Source organism: Pseudomonas sp. Hz4 (genome assembly GCF_054898165.1).
This window is the reverse complement of the sequence record NZ_CM142719.1, coordinates 4,514,129-4,530,321: the sequence shown is the minus strand read 5'-3', so window position 1 is coordinate 4,530,321 and position 16,193 is coordinate 4,514,129. Positions and strand designations below refer to the sequence as shown.

Here is a 16,193-nt window from a genome sequence, read left to right as displayed (position 1 = left end):
TTGCTAGGATGGCTAGCCGTCGCCGACGGCGAACCCTTCGGCCTGCATCTTTTTCAATACGTCCTGCCAGCGCGACAGGTTTTTCGAGTCGCTGCTGCGTTTACTGCCATTGGCTCCCGGCAAGTACAGGCCTTCGGCGTTGAAGGCGTACACCGGCAGCAGGTCTTTGCGTTGGGAGGCGGGGCGGATTTCGCCGATCAAGTTATCCAGCACCAGCGGATCGGCCGTGGGGCTGTTGTAGAACGTCAGCACCATGTGTGCCTGGTTCTGGGTCAGGGCTTTGACGTAGGTGATGCGCAGTTTTTCGCTGGGAATCCCGAGGTGGCGCAGGCTGAAATATTTCGCCAGGGCGTAGTCCTCGCAGTCAGCGGCACCCTTGATCAGGGATTCGACGGGCGTGGCCCAGTAATCGGTCTCACGCCAGATGCGGGTGTCGTCCAGAAAGCTCAGTTGCTGATTGAAGAAACGATTGACCGCGTTCAGTTGCTCGCGCTCGGGGGCATTGACTTCGCTTTGCAGCATCTGACCCCAGGCCTTGATCCGTCCCCGTTCCGGGTCGAGGGTGCCGTAGCGTTTTTCTGCGGTTTGCAGAATCTGCGCAAAATCCCAGTTGGCCCAGACACTGCCCAGCCCGGCCAATAGAAAAGTGATCAGCAACAGCCATCCGCCGAGCCGAAGTCGGAGCGTTGACCCTCCAGGACTACGCGGACTGCGGGACATGTCTGGCTGCTCGGGTGCAGATGCCTGAAGTCTAGGCGGTGTTTTTTGAAAGGTAGGGTTGATCGTCGGACCGAGGCGGCATGATCGTTCCCACGCGGAGTGAACGATCAGGGCTCAGGGCTTTTGCAGGGTTTTCTGTTTGAGGATGTAGACGGTCACCAAAACGGCGCTGGTGAGCATGAAACCCCGCGCCCAAGGCAGGGGCACCAAATAGCAGGAGAGCAGGATGCTCGCCCACATCAGCCCGATGGCGTAGACCTTGCCTTTAAGCGGGATGCCGTTGCCACTCAGGTAATCGCGAACCCACGGCCCAAGCCGTGGATGCTCAACCAGCCAATGATAGAAGCGTGGAGAACTGCGGGCGAAGCAAGCGGCCGCCAGCAGCAGGAAGGGCGTGGTGGGCAACACCGGCAGGAAAATCCCGATCACCCCCAGCGCTACGCTCAGCCAGCCGATGGCCAGCAGCACGTAACGCAACATCAGGGAGCGGTTGCCTATGGGGTTGTCCATAGGCAAAACCTTAGTGGTGACGAGGCTTGAGGATCGCCGGTTTTTCGTCAGGTGCGTTGCACAGCAGGTACAGCGCGGTCAGGGCTTCCGGGATCTGCACGATCATGTCGTCCATCAGGTTGGCGTCTTTGGCGATGTCTTCGAACTCGGGCTGTTCGTCGAACAGACCCGAACCGACCATGATCGGCAACAGCATTTCGCTGACTTCGTCTTCGGCGGTTTCGAACCAGGCCGCTTCGCGCAGGAACACGCCTTCCATGAAACCGATGCACCAGCCGCGCAGGTCGGAATCGTCCGGCTCCTCGCCCAGGTCCAGGTCGCATGGCAGCTCGAATTCTTCATCGGCAGCCAATTGGCGGGCGATGTGAGCCTTGAGCAGCAGCAGGGTGGATTCAATCGCTTCACGCTCGGTGTCGTCGGCGTAATGCGGCTCTTCGGCGAAGAGGGCGTCGATCCATTCTCGGTCGGGAACGGTTTCGGAACAGATCGACAGCGCAGTGAGGTAGCCGTGGGCGGCCACGTAGTCCAGCGCCTCGTCATGCAGTTCGTCGGCGTCGAGGAAGACTTGCAGGCGGGTTAATTGCTCAGCGAAGGACATTAAAGGGCTACCTTGGGAATTAAACAGATGCGCGAATTCTAGGCCTTCTTGAGCACTCAGGCCAGCCGCGCGGCATATTTGCGCCCACAGGCCTCTTATCAGCGGCGCCCTTTGCCGGACAGGGGTCGGGTATACTCGCGCGTTTTGTGATGCCCTGCCGGCGTCGCGGCTGAAATGTGAAGCGTCATGCAATGCGCACTTACGATTTGTCGGCGCAGCCTTCGTGGTTCTGAACCAGCCTTGCAGGGATGTTTTTGTGATTTTTGGAGTTTCTATGCTCGAACAGGCTCAACGCGTCCTCAAGGACATCTTCGGCTACGACAGTTTCCGTGGCCGTCAGGGTGCAATCATTGAGCGCGTGGCCAGTGGCGGCGACGCCCTGGTGCTGATGCCTACCGGTGGCGGCAAGTCCTTGTGCTTCCAGGTGCCGGCGCTGTTGCGCGAAGGCCTGGCGGTGGTGGTGTCGCCGTTGATCGCCCTGATGGACGACCAGGTCGCCACCCTCGAAGAGCTGGGTGTCGCCGCCGCTGCATTGAACTCTACGCTCAGCGCCGAGCAGCAACGTGATCTGGCCACGCGGATCAAGCGCGGTGAAGTGAAAATGCTTTATCTCGCGCCTGAGCGTCTGGTTCAGCCACGGATGCTGGCTTTCCTGCAAAGCCTTGAAATCTCCCTGTTCGCCATCGACGAAGCCCACTGTGTGTCCCAATGGGGCCACGACTTCCGCCGCGAATACCTGCAACTGGGCCAGTTGGCGGAATTGTTCCCCAACGTTCCGCGTATCGCCCTGACCGCGACCGCCGACAAGCGCACCCGGGAAGAAATCGTCGACCGCCTTCATCTTCAGGATGCGGAGCGTTTCCTGTCGAGTTTCGACCGCCCCAACATCTTCTATCGCATCGTGCCCAAAGAGCAGCCACGCAAGCAATTGCTGGCGTTCCTCGCCGAACGGCGCAGTGATGCCGGTATCGTCTATTGCCTGTCGCGCAAGAAAGTCGACGAAGTCGCGGTGTTCCTCAGCGAACAAGGCTTCCCGGCGCTGCCGTACCACGCGGGTCTGCCCAACGATACCCGGGCTCACCACCAGAAGCGCTTCCTCAACGAGGAAGGCCTGATCATGGTCGCCACCGTGGCGTTCGGCATGGGCATCGACAAGCCCAACGTGCGCTTTGTCGCTCACCTCGACTTGCCAAAATCCCTTGAGGCTTACTACCAGGAAACCGGTCGCGGCGGCCGTGACGGTTTGCCGGCGGACGCCTGGATGGCTTACGGCCTGCAAGACGTGGTGATGCTCAAGCAGATGTTGCAGAACTCCGAGGGCGACGAGCGCCACAAGCGACTGGAACAGCACAAACTCGACGCCATGCTCTCGCTCTGTGAAGAAACCCGTTGCCGTCGTCAAACGCTGCTCGCCTACTTCGATGAAGACATGCCCGAGCCCTGCGGCCACTGCGACAATTGCGTCGATGGCGTGCAGACCTGGGACGCCACCGAGCCGGCCCGTCAGGCGCTCTCGGCGATCTACCGCACCGGCCAGCGCTACGGCGTCGGGCATCTGGTGGACGTGTTGCTGGGCAAGGACAACGAAAAGGTCCGCAGCTTCGGCCATCAGCATCTGTCGGTTTACGGTGTCGGCAAGGCGATGGGGGAGAGCGAGTGGCGCTCCTTGTTCCGACAGCTTGTTGCCCGAGGTCTGGCGGACATCGACCTCGAAGGTTACGGCGGCCTGCGTCTGAGTGATACCTGTCGGCCATTGCTCAAGGGTGAAGTGACCCTGGAACTGCGCCGCGACCTCAAGCCGCAAACCACTGCCAAAAGCAGCAAGAGCCAGGCGAGCCAACTGGTTCGCGGCGAAGAACGCGAACAGTGGGAAGCCTTGCGCGCCTTGCGTCGCAAGCTCGCCGAAGAGCATGGCGTGCCGCCGTACGTCATCTTTCCCGATTCGACGCTGCTGGAAATGCTTCGCAGCCAGCCGACCTCGTTGTCGGAAATGGCCACGGTCAGTGGTGTTGGCGCGCGCAAACTGGAGCGTTATGGCGAGGCCTTCCTTGGAGTCCTCGGTGGGCAGGTCGAGGCGCCGAAAGTGGTGGCCGACTTGCGCCACGAACTGATCACCCTGGCCCGAGCGGGCATGACGCCGTTGCAAATCGCCGGCCAGCTGCAATGCTCGGAAAAAAATGTCTACACCCTGCTCGCCGAAGCGATTGGCAAGCAACAGTTGTCGCTGGAGCAAGCGCTGGATCTGCCCGAAGAGTTGATGGGCGAAGTCCAGGACGCGTTCCTCGACGGCGAGGGCGAGTTGCCGCCCGTGTCGGAGATTGCGGCACTGTTCGCAGGGAGAGTGCCGGAAGGTGTTTTGTACTGTGTTCGAGCGGCGCTGCAATCAGAATTTGAAGTTTAAGTGACCTGTTACGGTGATGTAACGATTCACTACAGAGCAAGCCTTGCCTCAAGCCAATGGCCATGCTTAGCTGACTAATAATTAGTTTTTCTCTATTTCAGTCTAATCATGAGTGTTTTATGCCGTTAACCGACCAACACCGCTTTGGCATGCAGCTGGCCCAGATGTCGCGCGGCTGGCGTGCCGAACTGGACCGCCGTCTGGCTGGCCTGGGTCTGTCCCAGGCGCGCTGGCTGGTGCTGCTGCACCTGGCGCGTTTCGAGGATGCCCCGACTCAACGTGAACTGGCGCAAAGCGTCGGCGTTGAAGGGCCGACGTTGGCGCGACTGCTCGACAGCCTCGAAAACCAGGGACTGGTGCAACGTCAATCGGTGCTGGAAGACCGCCGGGCCAAGAAAATCGTCCTCTGTGCTCCGGCGCGTCCCTTGATCGAACAAATTGAAACCATTGCCACCCAACTGCGCCACGAGTTGTTCGAAGGCGTCGATGAGGCGGACTTGAAGGTTTGCATGCGTGTCCACGGGCATATTCTGGCCAACCTGGAAAAATCTTGAGGCATAACCGCGCGCCAGACTTTTGAGATACCCCGTTGGGCAGACTATAAAGAACTACTTGGCAATATCGTGTTCGTACCGGATGTGCGAACGCGTACAAGATGGTTATGGTTATCTAAGGGATGCTCATGCTCGAGAGTTGGCACGTGGTTTTGCGGTGTTGCGCCAGGCTGTTTCTGGTCGGTGGTGCTGTCACTTACTCGGCATTGGCGCCCGCGTTGGGCCTGGGTGATATCACCCTGCATTCGGCGCTGAATCAGCCGTTGCGCGCCGACATCGCCCTGGTGGATGCCGCAGGTCTGGAGGAGGGCGAGCTCTCGGTCAGTCTGGCAACGCCGGATGAATTCAGCCGCGCCGGTGTCGATCGGGTGTTCTTCCTCAACAATCTGAAATTCACACCGATCTTGCGCGGTAACCGCAGCCTGATCCGGGTGAGCTCCAACAAGCCAGTCAATGAACCCTTCCTGAATTTCCTGGTACAGCTCAATCAGCCCAACGGGCGCGTGCTGCGCGAGTACACGGTGCTGATCGATCCGCCGGGTTCACCGGGGATTGTTCCCGTCACTGACGAACCGGTCACCGACGTTCAGTCCTCTGGATTCCCGACGGTTGAGCCGGCCGTTGCGCAGCCACCTGCGGCGAAGGGCAAAAAGCCGCCAGTCCCTCGCGTCGATCAACCTCCTGCCACGCCTGTGAGTGACCCGATTACGGAACAACTGGCGGCCAGCGTGCTGCAAAACCAGCAGCTTCAAGCAACCATCGATGGGTTGAATGCGAAACTTCAAGCTCAGGAGGAGCAGGTCGCCGGCCAGAAAAAACAGGTGACTGAACTGCAAACCCAATTGGCGGAAATCAAACAAGCGTCGGTGGAGCCGGTTGCGCCCGTTGTGGTGGCTCCGGCGCCGCCCACGGTTGAAGAGCCTGAGCCTACTCACTGGTTGTTGATCTTAGGGTTGCTGGCGCTGGTAGCTATGGTTTTGCTGGGGCTGTTCGTTCGTCGCCAACGACAACAGGTTCAGGCATTGCCCGACGTTTTACCTATTTTGCCATTACTGCATGAGGTGGTGCTCAATCGCGCTGCAGAACCGGTCGTGCAACCAGCAACCGAATCGGGTGAAGAGACGCCCGCAGGCGATGTGCTCGAAGGGGTGGGTATCTATCTGGCCTATGGCCGTTTTTCCGAAGCGGCCGGTTTGTTGCGCGAAGCGCTGATCAAGGAGCCACAACGCACGGATCTGGCCGTACAGTTGTTGGAAGTCCTGGGTAAACAGGGTGACGTACCCGCCTACGAAGCACAGGAAAACAACCTGCGTGACGCCGGATACGACCTGCAAAAACTTCAGACTATTCGTGCCCAACACCCGAAACTGAGCAGTGCGGTACCGTTGGCCGTCGCAGCGCCAATCACTCCCCCCAAGCCTTCAATACCTCAAACAGTGCCCAACGATGAGTTCCAGTTGAACCTGGATGACCTGTCGATGGATTCGAGTTGGGACCTGATCAGTCCTTTTGAACACTCGCCGTCTGCCGCGAAGCCATCGAGCGAATCCGCGCCGGTCGAGCCGCCGTTCATCTCGAACCTGCACGTCTTGCCCGAGGTATTTGAAATGCCTGACGACTCGACGCTGGAAGAGCCCGAACTTGAATGGGTCGCCGAGCCTGACTCGCAGTCTCTGGATGACACCTTTCTCAACGAGTTCAGCGATCCCGGCCAGTCGCTGGTGTTGGAACCGTTGAACCTGGAACCGGCCGAGCCGAGCAGCGCCGGCAAACTGGAACAAGCCCAGACCTGCATTGATGACGGCGATCTGGACAGTGCCATCGAATTGCTCAACGAGTTGCTCAAGGAAGGTAACGAGCCGCTTAAGCAGACAGCGCGGAACCTGCTCGCCGGGCTATCATAGCGGCGACCTCTGGCTCAGGAGTTTCGCCGATCATGACTGCACGCAAACCGGAAATCATCATCACTTATTGCACGCAATGCCAGTGGCTGTTGCGTGCTGCCTGGCTGGCCCAGGAACTGCTCAGCACCTTTGGTGACGACCTCGGCAAAGTGTCGCTGGTGCCTGGCACCGGTGGGGTGTTTCACATTTTCTGTGACGATGTGCAGATCTGGGAGCGCAAGGCTGATGGCGGTTTCCCGGAGGCTAAAGTGCTGAAGCAGCGGGTCCGCGATCAAATTGATCCGGACCGCGACCTGGGGCACAACGACCGCACTCAGTGAGAGGCGGCTTCTGCCGCAACGGTTTTCTTGCTTGAGCCGCCCGAGAGTCGGCTGGAAACCACGATCGCCACGAGGATCAACGCGCCACCGATCAGCATGCGCAGTGTCGGGTTTTCATCAAACAGCAGCCAGGCCACGGTGATGCCGTAAACCGGCTCCAGGGCGAAAACCACTGCCGCAGTCCGCGCCTTGATCACTGCCAGGCTGGCGACAAACAGACTGTGAGCGACGCCGGTGCAGAACACCCCGAGCAAACCGATCCACAGCCAGTCGATGGCGCTCACTGCGCTCAACTGCGGTGCCGCCACGGGCAGCAGGCATAACGCGACTACCACGTTCTGACACAGGGCAGCCTGCACCGCCGGGATTCGCCCGGAGCTGGCGCGGTTGGTCAGTGATAGCAGAGAGAACAGCAAACCTGAGCCCACCGCCCACAGCAGACCAATGGTGGCGCCGCTGGCCAGGTCGAAATCAGGGGTGACCAGCACCAGCCCGACACTGACCAGCACCACCAGCAGGATTTCGTTGGCGCGAATTCGCTCGCGGAAGATCAACCCTTCAAGGATTACGGTAAACGCCGGGAAGCTGGCGAAACCCAACGTCGCGATTGCCACGCCTGCAACCTTCACCGCAATGAAAAAACTCACCCAGTGCCCGGCCAGCAGCAAACCGCTGAGCAACAGTCGGCGCCAGTCCACCGCCTCGAGTTTCTGCCAACGGGTATTGCTGGCGAACCGCGCAAAAACGGCTAACGCCAGCACCGCGAACGCGGCACGACCAAAAACAATAATGGCGGGGGAGGCAGCAGCCAGTTTGCCGAACACACCGGTCAAGCCGAACATCAGTGCGCCGATATGCAGGGCGCCAAGGGCGGTGCGGGGAGTCATTGCAATCCTTAACAACAAGCGAACAGAGAGGTAGGAGCAGCCTTCGGCAGCGCCTGCATTGAACCGTGATAACCCCTGTTGTGTCTGTCGGTAAACTATTGCCTTTTGTCGCCAACCTCGCGCCGCAATTTGCCGGGGGAGGCACCGAACTCCCGCAACACCGTGGCCGCGAAGGCACTCTGCGAACTGTAACCGACCCGACTGGCAATCTCGCCGATCGGCAGCGCCGAATCTCGCAACAAGCCCATGGCCATGTGCAAACGTCGACTGCGGATGTAATCCATCGGCGTCTGCCCGCATTCAGCAACGAACCGCGCATGCAATCGAGCGTTGGACAGACCGGCGATGCGCGCCAGATCGGAGACTTGAAGTGGATAGGCTGCGTACTGATCGATGTGTGCATTCAGCGCTGCATAAGGCAGGCGCCGACCGCCGACGACCTCGGGTTTGGTGTTGTTGAGGCTGGCCAGCAACAACACTGCGCCCTGTTGCGCGATCAGTGGATCGCTGACCTGACTGCCCGCCAACCAACTGACCAATTGGCTTTGCCCGGCATCCAGCGGCAGGCGACCGGCGTTGTCGAGCAAACGACGGCTGGCCTCCGCGTGATCACCAAGGGACTGAGAAACCCATGGGTCGCTGGGCACATCCAGCACCAGGCAACGGCTGCCATTGACGCTACCGCAGGCGTGATGGGAACCGGACGGCACCACCACGAAACTCTGCTGAACCACCTGACTGCCACGCCCGTCGACCTCGAAATCCAGCGCACCCGACAGCCCGAACACCAGCTGCGCGTGGTCGTGGCTGTGGACGATCAGGTCATGAGTGTAGTGGCGTAGCGTGAGGATCGGTCTCATCGCAGGTCTCCAGGGCTTGGCCAGCAGTCTACACCGAGGGCCATCGTGGGGCGCTGTCACAGGACTGACTCGCCACTGTCATGGGCAATTAACCCGACCGGCGCAAAGTTGCAAAAACTTTTGCAGAGGGTTGCCCATGACCAGCGCCGAGCTCGCCAAACCCAGTCGTAAGCAACGTGTGCGGACCTTGTGGATTTCCGACGTGCATCTGGGCACCCGGGATTGCCAGGCCGAACACTTGTCGAAGTTTCTCAAGGGCTACCACGCGGACAAGATTTACCTGGTCGGCGACATCATCGACGGCTGGAAGCTGCGCGGCGGCATGTACTGGCCTCAGGCGCACACGAATGTGATCCGCCGCTTGCTGACCATGAGCAAGCGCGGCACCGAGGTGATCTACGTCACCGGCAACCACGACGAATTCCTGCGCCGCTATTCGAAGCTGATTCTGGGCAATATCCAATTGGTGGATGAAGCCGTGCACGTGACCGCCGATGGCCGCCATCTGCTGGTCATTCATGGCGACCAGTTCGACGTGATCACGCGGTATCACCGCTGGCTGGCCTTTCTCGGCGACTCAGCCTACGAATTCACTCTGACTCTCAACCGCTGGCTCAACCATTGGCGCGCCCGTTATGGCTACGGTTACTGGTCGTTGTCTGCCTACCTCAAGCACAAGGTCAAAACCGCGGTCAGCTTCATCAGCGATTTCGAAGAAGCTATCGCTCACGAATGCGTCAAACGCGAGTTGCACGGCGTGGTGTGCGGGCACATTCACCATGCCGAGATTCGCAAGGTCGGCGGGGTGGATTATCTCAATTGCGGGGATTGGGTGGAGTCGTGCACAGCGCTGATCGAGCATTGGGACGGGTCGATCGAATTGTATCGATTGGCTGATGCCCAGGCGCGGGAGGCGGAGTTGAAAGCCATTAAAATCGCAGAGCCGGCCTAACATTTTGGGTGTTTGAGCCGGTCCCGCTGGAATTATCAGCCTGGCGCATTTTCCTCCATCGCGGCCTTGTAGATCGAATTCTTCGGCTGCGCAAACAACCGATCCATCATCGGTTCGAAGAAGCTCAGCGGCAGCGGGTCATACGCGGGATCAAACGCCGCGGCGTCATATTTGGCACAGAACTCAATGGTCGCCTGATACTGCGGATGGCCGCTGAATTGCTCGCGCAGATGCCGGTCCATGCCCAAATGATGGAAGAAATAGTATCCCTGGAAAATCCCGTGTTGCTCGACCATCCACAGGTTCTCGGCGCTGACGAACGGCTTGAGGATCGCTGCGGCGATGTCCGGGTGGTTGTAAGAACCCAGGGTGTCGCCAATGTCGTGAAGCAGCGCGCAGACCACATATTCTTCATCGCGGCCATCGCGCCAGGCACGGCTGGCGGTTTGCAGGGAATGGGTCAGACGATCCACTGGAAAACCGCCAAAATCACCCTCCAGTAATTTCAGGTGCGCCACAATCCGTGTCGGTAATTGTCGGGCGTAGGCACTGAAGTCCGCAGCGATGATCGCCCAGTCTTCCTGTGTGCCGTCCTGCATGTGGGTGAAACGGGCGTTGGCATTCATCGGCTGATCTCTCTTTGCTTATCTCTCTAAATAGCGGCCGCGCCTAGAACGGCACGCGACCCAGAATCATGTCTCGGTACATGACGAAATCGCCCAGCAGGCTGTAAAACGGATGTTGAAAGGTCGCAGGACGATTCTTCTCGAAGAAGAAATGTCCCGCCCAGGCGAAGCTGTAACCCGCCAGCGGTAGCGCCAACAGCAGCAGCCAGGCGCCGTTGCCGATGGTGAGGGCCAGAATGAAAATAACCAGCGTCGTGCCGATAAAGTGCAATCGTCGGCAGGTACTGTTGCTGTGTTCGCCGAGGTAATACGGGTAGAACTCAGCGAAGCTGTTGAAACGTTTGACGTTTTCCACGACTGCGATCTCTGTGGTTATTGTTCTGACTGCAAGTTGTTCTGCGGGTAGCTTATTTGAGTCTAGAGTGATCATTGGCATCAGCCAGTGACAATAGGCGCCACTTTAGTATCCTTCGGAAATTGGCCGTAGCATGCGGCTCATCATGTAAGTGGACGACATGAGCGAACGAACGACTTCTGCAAGCTGGGCGATGGGGATTGTCAAAGCACTGGAGATGGACGGCCTGGATTGCCGGGTGCTGTTCAAGCAGCTGGGGCTCGACTACGCGGCACTGGATGATCCGGATGCGCGCTTCCCGCAAGATTCCATGACACGACTGTGGCAGCGCGCGGTTGAGCTGTCCGGCAACCCGGCGATTGGCCTGAACATGGGCAAGGTGGTGCGACCGGCTTCCTTTCATGTGGCAGGCTACGCCTTGATGTCCAGCCAGACCCTGGCCGAAGGCTTTCAGCGCCTGGTGCGCTATCAGCGGATTATTGCGGAAAGTGCCGACCTGAGCTTCCGGTTATTGGAGGAGGGTTATGCGCTGATTCTGACGGTCCACGGCGACCACTTGCCACCGACCCGGCAGAGCGCCGAAGCGTCACTGGCCTGTGCCCTGGCGCTGTGCGGCTGGTTGACCGGGCGCACTCTGCAACCGCGCAAGGTGCTGCTGCAGGGCGATCAACCCGTCGATCTCGAACCCTACAAACAAGCCTTTCATGCACCTTTGGTGTTCAACGCGCCTTATGACGCCTTGATCTTCGAGCGCGCTGACATGGAGGCACCGCTGCCTACCGCCAATGAGGCGATGGCGCTGTTGCATGACCGGTTTGCCGGTGAATACCTGGCGCGGTTTTCCGAGAGTCGCGTGACCCACAAGGCGCGACAGGTGCTGTGCCGTTTGCTGCCCCAAGGCGAACCCAAACGCGATACCGTGGCGCAGACGCTGCACCTGTCGCAACGTACCTTGCAGCGACGCTTGCAGGAAGAAGGCACGAGTTTTCAGACGTTGCTCGACGACACTCGACGTGAACTGGCCGAGCAATACCTGGCGCAGCCGACCATGACCCTGCTGGAAATTGCCTACCTGCTGGGGTTCGCCGATCCGAGCAACTTCTTCCGTGCTTTCCGCCGCTGGTTCGATGCCACCCCCGGCGAGTACCGGATGCGGCTGCTAAACGCGCCGGCGCCCGTCAGTGACGCCAGAACGCCGGAATACACAGAACAAACACCGTAATGATCTCGAGTCGGCCCAGCAGCATGCCGAACGAGAGAATCCACTTGGCGGCGTCCGGCAGGGTGGCGAAGTTACCCGCCGGGCCAATGGTCTCGCCCAGTCCGGGACCGACGCCGGACACTGTGCTGGCCGCGCCGGTAAGGGCGGTCATCCAGTCCACGCCGAGCAGCGACAGCAGCAGCGCGATCACACAGATGGTGATGGCGAAGAAGAACGTAAAGGTCAGAATCGAACGCACGATCTCTTCGTCGAGGCGGTGACCGTTGTACTTCTGTTTGATCACCGCGCGCGGGTGAATCAATTGGTTAAGGTTGGCCTTGAGCAGAATGTAGGCGACCTGGAAGCGGAAAATCTTGATCCCGCCAGCGGTCGAGCCCGAACAGCCGCCGACAAAACCCAGATAGAAGAACAGCATCAGCGAGAAATTGCCCCAGAGGCTGTAGTCCCCCAGCGCAAATCCTGTGGTAGTTACCACCGAGGTCACGTTCAGCGCCACATGCCGCAGGGCCTCCAGCCAATGCAGCTGGGTGGTCCACCAATACCAGGTGCCGAGCACCAGCCAGGTCACCAGTAGCATGCCAAGCAAACCTTGAACCTGCTGATCCTTGATAAGGGCCCTGCGGTTACCGCGCAAAGTCGCTACATACAGGGTGAACGGCAAACTGCCGAGGATCATGATGACGATCGCCACCCAATGCACCGCCGGCTGCGTCCACTTGGCCAGAGACTGATCGGACGTTGAAAAACCGCCGGTGGAAATCGCCGACATCGCGTGGTTGATCGCATCGAACGGGCTCATACCGGCCCACCAGAGCGCCAGGCTACCGAAAATGGTGATGCCGACGTAGGCCGCAACGATCAAACGCGCCACCATGTGCGAACGGGGCATGACTTTTTCGGAACGGTCCGACGACTCGGTCTGAAACAGCCGCATGCCACCGATGCGCAGCAGTGGCAGAATCGCTACCGCCATGCCGATAAAGCCGATGCCGCCGATCCAGTGCAACAACGAGCGCCACATCAGGATGCCGGGGGACATGGTGTCCAGGCCCGTGAGCACCGTCGCCCCGGTGGCGGTGATGCCGGACATGCTTTCGAAGAACGAGTCGGTGTAGCTGATGCGCTGGGTCAGCAGGAACGGCAGCGCAGCGAAGATGCACACCACCACCCAACTACTGACGGTCAGCAGGTACATGTCTCGCGGACGCAGGTGTATGTGTTCGGGGCGACCGGGGATGACCAGCGCGAGGCCGGCGACAAAGGTAATCATGCTCGCCCAGAGGAACGACGGCAGGTCGCTGGTGCGGTCGAAAATCACCAGCGTGGCCATGGGCACGACCATGGCGATGGCCAGCGTGATCAGGAAGATGCCGATGATGAAACCAATAATCCGTAAGGTCGGCAACGCCATGAAGTCCGCTCGGGCTGAAATAGGGAAGGGCGCCATTCTACCTGCGGGGCCCGCTATGTAAACCGGCCCTTCGGGTTGTGCCTGGAAGCGGGCCAGGCTGCGTTGCAGTCCTTGGCAAGGGAACGACCATTACCGGCGGACTGCGTCTTGCCTGACCCGCTTCCAGGCGACAACGCGGCGCAGGCAATAATTGATGGCAGGCTTTAGAATAGCTTCACATTTTTTTCAGGAGGTGGCCGATGCAGGCTCTCGACGCTTTGCTCAACCGTGTTTCCGTTCCACGATTGCTGGAACCAGCACCGACCGCAGAACAACGCAAAGTGCTGTTTGCCGCCGCGATGCGAGCGCCAGACCATGGTCACTTGCAGCCTTGGCGCTTCCTGACAGTCGAAGGCGCGGCGCGTGAGCAAATGGGCGAGTTGCTGGCCGACGCGGCGAAGCTGCAAGACAGTGAGGTGTCCGATGCCGCATTGGACAAGGCGCGTAATGGCCCGCTACGTGCGCCGCTGGTGGTTGTGGTGATCGCGCGGTTGCAGGATCACGTCAAATATCCGAAGTCCGAACAACTGCTGGCGGCGGGCTGCGCGGCTCACGGGATTTTGCTGGCGGCTTATGCGCAAGGGATTGGCGCGGTGTGGCGCACGGGAGAGCTGGCATATTCGGCGCTTGTGGCCAAAGGGTTGGGTTTGGCGGAAGGGGAAGAGGTGATTGCGTTTCTTTATCTGGGTACGCCGCAGAAGGAACCGCGGGTGGCGGAGAAGGTAGACCTCACTGAATTCGTCAGCGCCTGGCCCGGTAGGTAAGTAAGGATCGTTCCCACGCGCAGCAAAGGAATGCCTCAAGGGACGCTCCGCGTTCCACTGGGACGCAGAGCGTCCCGGGCTGCATTCCCACGCAGAGCGTGGGAATGATCATCTAAGAGGCGACTCCCGGCACCAACGGCAATTCAAGGCTGGCGATGAATCCACCCTCCGGGTGATTGGCCAGCACCAGACTACCGCCATGCCGCTCCGCAGCCCGACGCGCAATAGCCAGTCCCAAACCATGCCCTGCCGCCGTCTGCCCAGGCGCCCGATAGAACGGCTCACCCAACTGGTTCAAATGTGCAGCCTCTACACCCGGCCCATGGTCACGCACACTGACCACAATCCGCTCACCCTGACGCACCGCCTGCATTTCAATGGATTGCCCCTGCGGGTTGAACCGCTGAGCATTGCGCAGCAAGTTGTCCACGGCGCGCTCGATCATCGTCGGCCAGCCTTTGAGATTCAGCTGCGGCTCGGCCTCAAGGCGCACGTTCTGCTCGGGTGAGCTCAATTGAGCATCCTTCTGCAGGGTGTAGAGCAGCGCATTGAGATCAACTTCTTCGGCGCTGGCGTTGTCGGCATCGACCCGTGCCAGTACCAGGATTTCGCTGATCAACGCTTCCAGTCTGTCGCACTCACGGGTAAGGCGCGGCCAGAGTTTTTCTCGTTCTTCAGGGTTGGCCCGCTCGGCCAGTGCCAGCGCAATGCGCAGCCGGGCGAGGGGGGAGCGCAATTCGTGGGACACATCCCGCAGCAACTGCCGCTGACTGCCGATCAAACTTTGCAGGCGCGCGCCCATGCGGTTGAAGTCGTTGGCCAGCACGCCGAACTCATCGCGCCGGTTGGCCAGTTTTACCAAGCTGTTTTGCTGGTAAGTGGTTTGCCCCAGATCATGCACCGCGCCGCGCAAACGGTTGAGTGGGCGAGTAATGGACAACGTCACCAACAAGCTGAACAAGGTCAGCACCACCAGCGCGATACCCAGCGCACTCAACGGCCATAGCAGGCTTTCGCGGTGCCACGCGTCCAGCTCCGGGTGCCGAATGCGGTAGATCAGCAGGTAGGTGTCGCCGGTTTTTGCGCTGGTGTATTCATCGGTCAGACGACGCCATGGCAGGCGACGGTCGTCGTTGTTCTGCCGCGCTTCGAAGGCTGCCGCACGACGTGGGAAGGTGCCGCGCACCACCGGATCGCCGCTCTCGTTGAGTACTTGAACGTCGATGTGATGCTCGCGCTTGCGCTGTTCCAGAATGTCCTGGGCCGCTTCTTCACCCTGCGACTCGTAGGTTTGCGTCCACTGTTCGGCGAGGGTGTTGAGGCCCGGGTGGCGACTGAGAATCCACGCGTCCTGGTTGAGCATGTGCCCGAGCAGAATGGAGAGCCCTGCAACCAGAGCGATAGCCAGCCAGAAGCTGGCCAGAATACGCCAGAACAATGAGCGCACAGAAAATCCTCAAACAAAGAAAGCCCAACGGCGATTAACCGTTGGGCTGGAGAGTGTCGCTAAAACATTATTGCGCTTTTTGCGGTTGTTGCGCTTTCCAGGCCTTGAACTCGGCCCATTCGGCGCGACGCTCGGCCTTTTTCTTCTGGATCTCGTCGAATTGCTTCTGTTGATCCGGTTTCAGCAAGGCCCGCACGTCGGCTTCAGCTTTCTTGTGGTTGGCCGCCATTTCATCTTTCATGGCTTTCTGGTCGGCTGGCGAAAGTTTTTCCAGGTACTTGTCGACCACATGCTTACGCTCATGCATCTGCTCGCCCATGATCTTGCGGATCTGCTCGCGCTGTTCGCGGCTCAGGTCCAGCTGGCTGTACGGGCCTTTGCCGTGCATGCCGTGCATCTGACCGCCATGGCGTGAGCCGTCCATCGGGCCGGCACCTTCAGGCATGGCCATGGCAACGGTTGGCAGGGCGGCAGCGAACATCAGAGCGATAAGAGTCTTGCGCATGGTGAATCTCCTTGTCTCGTTCCCGGTACGTTCCGGATGTGTGCAGATTACGGAGATCAAGGTCAGCGGCGGTCAGCGGAGCGTAAAGCTTGGGTAAAGTCGATCTCTTGCCGACCTG

Annotated in this window: 17 protein-coding genes; 7 read left to right on the top strand and 10 right to left on the bottom strand. The window is 59.7% G+C overall.

The window, feature by feature from the left end; all coding sequences use genetic code 11:
- Positions 1–12: 12 nt before the first annotated feature.
- From lapG to ACYZTR_RS20675, 3 genes are all read right to left on the bottom strand, one after another.
- Positions 13–720: a cysteine protease LapG gene (gene lapG / locus ACYZTR_RS20685; RefSeq protein WP_461973554.1), complete on the bottom strand. Its 708-nt coding sequence runs from the start codon at positions 718–720 to the stop codon at positions 13–15.
- A 114-nt stretch (positions 721–834) separates the two neighbouring features.
- Positions 835–1,230 carry a YbaN family protein gene (locus tag ACYZTR_RS20680; protein ID WP_282380752.1) on the bottom strand — a complete coding sequence of 132 codons (396 nt, stop codon included), beginning with the start codon at positions 1,228–1,230 and terminating at the stop codon, positions 835–837.
- Positions 1,231–1,240: 10 nt separating this feature from the next.
- On the bottom strand, positions 1,241–1,828 hold the full coding sequence (locus ACYZTR_RS20675; protein WP_461973553.1) for a UPF0149 family protein: 588 nt from the start codon (positions 1,826–1,828) through the stop codon (positions 1,241–1,243).
- A gap of 274 nt (positions 1,829–2,102) precedes the next feature.
- On the opposite strand from ACYZTR_RS20675, the gene recQ reads away from it, so the two are divergent.
- The 4 genes from recQ to ACYZTR_RS20655 all read left to right on the top strand — a co-directional run bounded on the left by recQ (position 2,103) and on the right by ACYZTR_RS20655 (position 7,007).
- A complete protein-coding gene (recQ, locus tag ACYZTR_RS20670) occupies positions 2,103–4,229 on the top strand; it encodes a DNA helicase RecQ (RefSeq protein WP_461973552.1) in 2,127 nt (708 codons plus the stop codon).
- 119 nt (positions 4,230–4,348) lie between these two features.
- Complete coding sequence (locus ACYZTR_RS20665) at positions 4,349–4,783, top strand: MarR family transcriptional regulator (protein WP_461973551.1); 435 nt, start codon at positions 4,349–4,351, stop codon at positions 4,781–4,783.
- Positions 4,784–4,911: 128 nt separating this feature from the next.
- The gene (locus ACYZTR_RS20660) at positions 4,912–6,687 is read left to right on the top strand and encodes a FimV/HubP family polar landmark protein (RefSeq protein ID WP_461973550.1); all 1,776 of its coding nucleotides are present in this window, start codon (positions 4,912–4,914) and stop codon (positions 6,685–6,687) included.
- Between the two features lie 32 nt (positions 6,688–6,719).
- Positions 6,720–7,007, top strand: a complete 288-nt coding sequence (locus tag ACYZTR_RS20655; protein ID WP_033055915.1) for an Rdx family protein — start codon at positions 6,720–6,722, stop codon at positions 7,005–7,007.
- On the opposite strand, the gene ACYZTR_RS20650 is transcribed toward ACYZTR_RS20655, so the two are convergent.
- Both ACYZTR_RS20650 and ACYZTR_RS20645 read right to left on the bottom strand, forming a co-directional pair.
- Complete coding sequence (locus ACYZTR_RS20650; RefSeq protein ID WP_461973549.1) at positions 7,001–7,894, bottom strand: DMT family transporter; 894 nt, start codon at positions 7,892–7,894, stop codon at positions 7,001–7,003. The genes ACYZTR_RS20655 and ACYZTR_RS20650 overlap by 7 nt on opposite strands.
- A gap of 95 nt (positions 7,895–7,989) precedes the next feature.
- Complete coding sequence (locus tag ACYZTR_RS20645; RefSeq protein ID WP_461973548.1) at positions 7,990–8,754, bottom strand: helix-turn-helix transcriptional regulator; 765 nt, start codon at positions 8,752–8,754, stop codon at positions 7,990–7,992.
- 136 nt (positions 8,755–8,890) lie between these two features.
- Between ACYZTR_RS20645 and ACYZTR_RS20640 the strand changes: the two genes are divergently transcribed.
- A complete protein-coding gene (locus ACYZTR_RS20640; protein WP_309677549.1) occupies positions 8,891–9,706 on the top strand; it encodes a UDP-2,3-diacylglucosamine diphosphatase in 816 nt (271 codons plus the stop codon).
- Between the two features lie 35 nt (positions 9,707–9,741).
- On the opposite strand, the gene ACYZTR_RS20635 is transcribed toward ACYZTR_RS20640, so the two are convergent.
- Both ACYZTR_RS20635 and ACYZTR_RS20630 read right to left on the bottom strand, forming a co-directional pair.
- A complete protein-coding gene (locus ACYZTR_RS20635) occupies positions 9,742–10,332 on the bottom strand; it encodes an HD domain-containing protein (protein ID WP_461973547.1) in 591 nt (196 codons plus the stop codon).
- Between the two features lie 43 nt (positions 10,333–10,375).
- Entirely contained in the window at positions 10,376–10,687 is a 312-nt protein-coding gene (locus tag ACYZTR_RS20630) for an Mpo1-like protein (protein WP_461973546.1), read from the bottom strand.
- Positions 10,688–10,847: 160 nt separating this feature from the next.
- Between ACYZTR_RS20630 and ACYZTR_RS20625 the strand changes: the two genes are divergently transcribed.
- The gene (locus ACYZTR_RS20625) at positions 10,848–11,909 is read left to right on the top strand and encodes an AraC family transcriptional regulator (RefSeq protein ID WP_461973545.1); all 1,062 of its coding nucleotides are present in this window, start codon (positions 10,848–10,850) and stop codon (positions 11,907–11,909) included.
- Here ACYZTR_RS20625 and ACYZTR_RS20620 read toward each other — a convergent pair.
- Entirely contained in the window at positions 11,866–13,320 is a 1,455-nt protein-coding gene (locus ACYZTR_RS20620) for a TrkH family potassium uptake protein (protein WP_461973544.1), read from the bottom strand. The genes ACYZTR_RS20625 and ACYZTR_RS20620 overlap by 44 nt on opposite strands.
- A gap of 239 nt (positions 13,321–13,559) precedes the next feature.
- On the opposite strand from ACYZTR_RS20620, the gene ACYZTR_RS20615 reads away from it, so the two are divergent.
- Entirely contained in the window at positions 13,560–14,123 is a 564-nt protein-coding gene (locus tag ACYZTR_RS20615) for an NAD(P)H nitroreductase (protein WP_461973543.1), read from the top strand.
- A gap of 112 nt (positions 14,124–14,235) precedes the next feature.
- Here the strand turns inward: ACYZTR_RS20615 and ACYZTR_RS20610 are convergent, their stop codons facing one another.
- Together ACYZTR_RS20610 and ACYZTR_RS20605 are read right to left on the bottom strand one after the other, a co-directional pair.
- On the bottom strand, positions 14,236–15,570 hold the full coding sequence (locus ACYZTR_RS20610; RefSeq protein WP_461973542.1) for a sensor histidine kinase: 1,335 nt from the start codon (positions 15,568–15,570) through the stop codon (positions 14,236–14,238).
- A gap of 67 nt (positions 15,571–15,637) precedes the next feature.
- Entirely contained in the window at positions 15,638–16,075 is a 438-nt protein-coding gene (locus ACYZTR_RS20605) for a Spy/CpxP family protein refolding chaperone (protein ID WP_461973541.1), read from the bottom strand.
- Positions 16,076–16,193 lie beyond the last annotated feature (118 nt).

Bases quoted from the DNA above. Each gene is read 5' to 3' on its own strand.
- ACYZTR_RS20645 (WP_461973548.1), bottom strand. From the start codon at position 8,754: ATGAGACCGATCCTCACGCTACGCCACTACACTCATGACCTGATCGTC.
- ACYZTR_RS20660 (WP_461973550.1), top strand. From the start codon at position 4,912: ATGCTCGAGAGTTGGCACGTGGTTTTGCGGTGTTGCGCCAGGCTGTTT.
- ACYZTR_RS20675 (WP_461973553.1), bottom strand. From the start codon at position 1,828: ATGTCCTTCGCTGAGCAATTAACCCGCCTGCAAGTCTTCCTCGACGCC.
- ACYZTR_RS20640 (WP_309677549.1), top strand. From the start codon at position 8,891: ATGACCAGCGCCGAGCTCGCCAAACCCAGTCGTAAGCAACGTGTGCGG.
- ACYZTR_RS20625 (WP_461973545.1), top strand. From the start codon at position 10,848: ATGAGCGAACGAACGACTTCTGCAAGCTGGGCGATGGGGATTGTCAAA.
- ACYZTR_RS20605 (WP_461973541.1), bottom strand. From the start codon at position 16,075: ATGCGCAAGACTCTTATCGCTCTGATGTTCGCTGCCGCCCTGCCAACC.
- ACYZTR_RS20635 (WP_461973547.1), bottom strand. From the start codon at position 10,332: ATGAATGCCAACGCCCGTTTCACCCACATGCAGGACGGCACACAGGAA.
- ACYZTR_RS20680 (WP_282380752.1), bottom strand. From the start codon at position 1,230: ATGGACAACCCCATAGGCAACCGCTCCCTGATGTTGCGTTACGTGCTG.
- ACYZTR_RS20615 (WP_461973543.1), top strand. From the start codon at position 13,560: ATGCAGGCTCTCGACGCTTTGCTCAACCGTGTTTCCGTTCCACGATTG.
- ACYZTR_RS20620 (WP_461973544.1), bottom strand. From the start codon at position 13,320: ATGGCGTTGCCGACCTTACGGATTATTGGTTTCATCATCGGCATCTTC.
- lapG (WP_461973554.1), bottom strand. From the start codon at position 720: ATGTCCCGCAGTCCGCGTAGTCCTGGAGGGTCAACGCTCCGACTTCGG.
- recQ (WP_461973552.1), top strand. From the start codon at position 2,103: ATGCTCGAACAGGCTCAACGCGTCCTCAAGGACATCTTCGGCTACGAC.
- ACYZTR_RS20650 (WP_461973549.1), bottom strand. From the start codon at position 7,894: ATGACTCCCCGCACCGCCCTTGGCGCCCTGCATATCGGCGCACTGATG.
- ACYZTR_RS20665 (WP_461973551.1), top strand. From the start codon at position 4,349: ATGCCGTTAACCGACCAACACCGCTTTGGCATGCAGCTGGCCCAGATG.
- ACYZTR_RS20655 (WP_033055915.1), top strand. From the start codon at position 6,720: ATGACTGCACGCAAACCGGAAATCATCATCACTTATTGCACGCAATGC.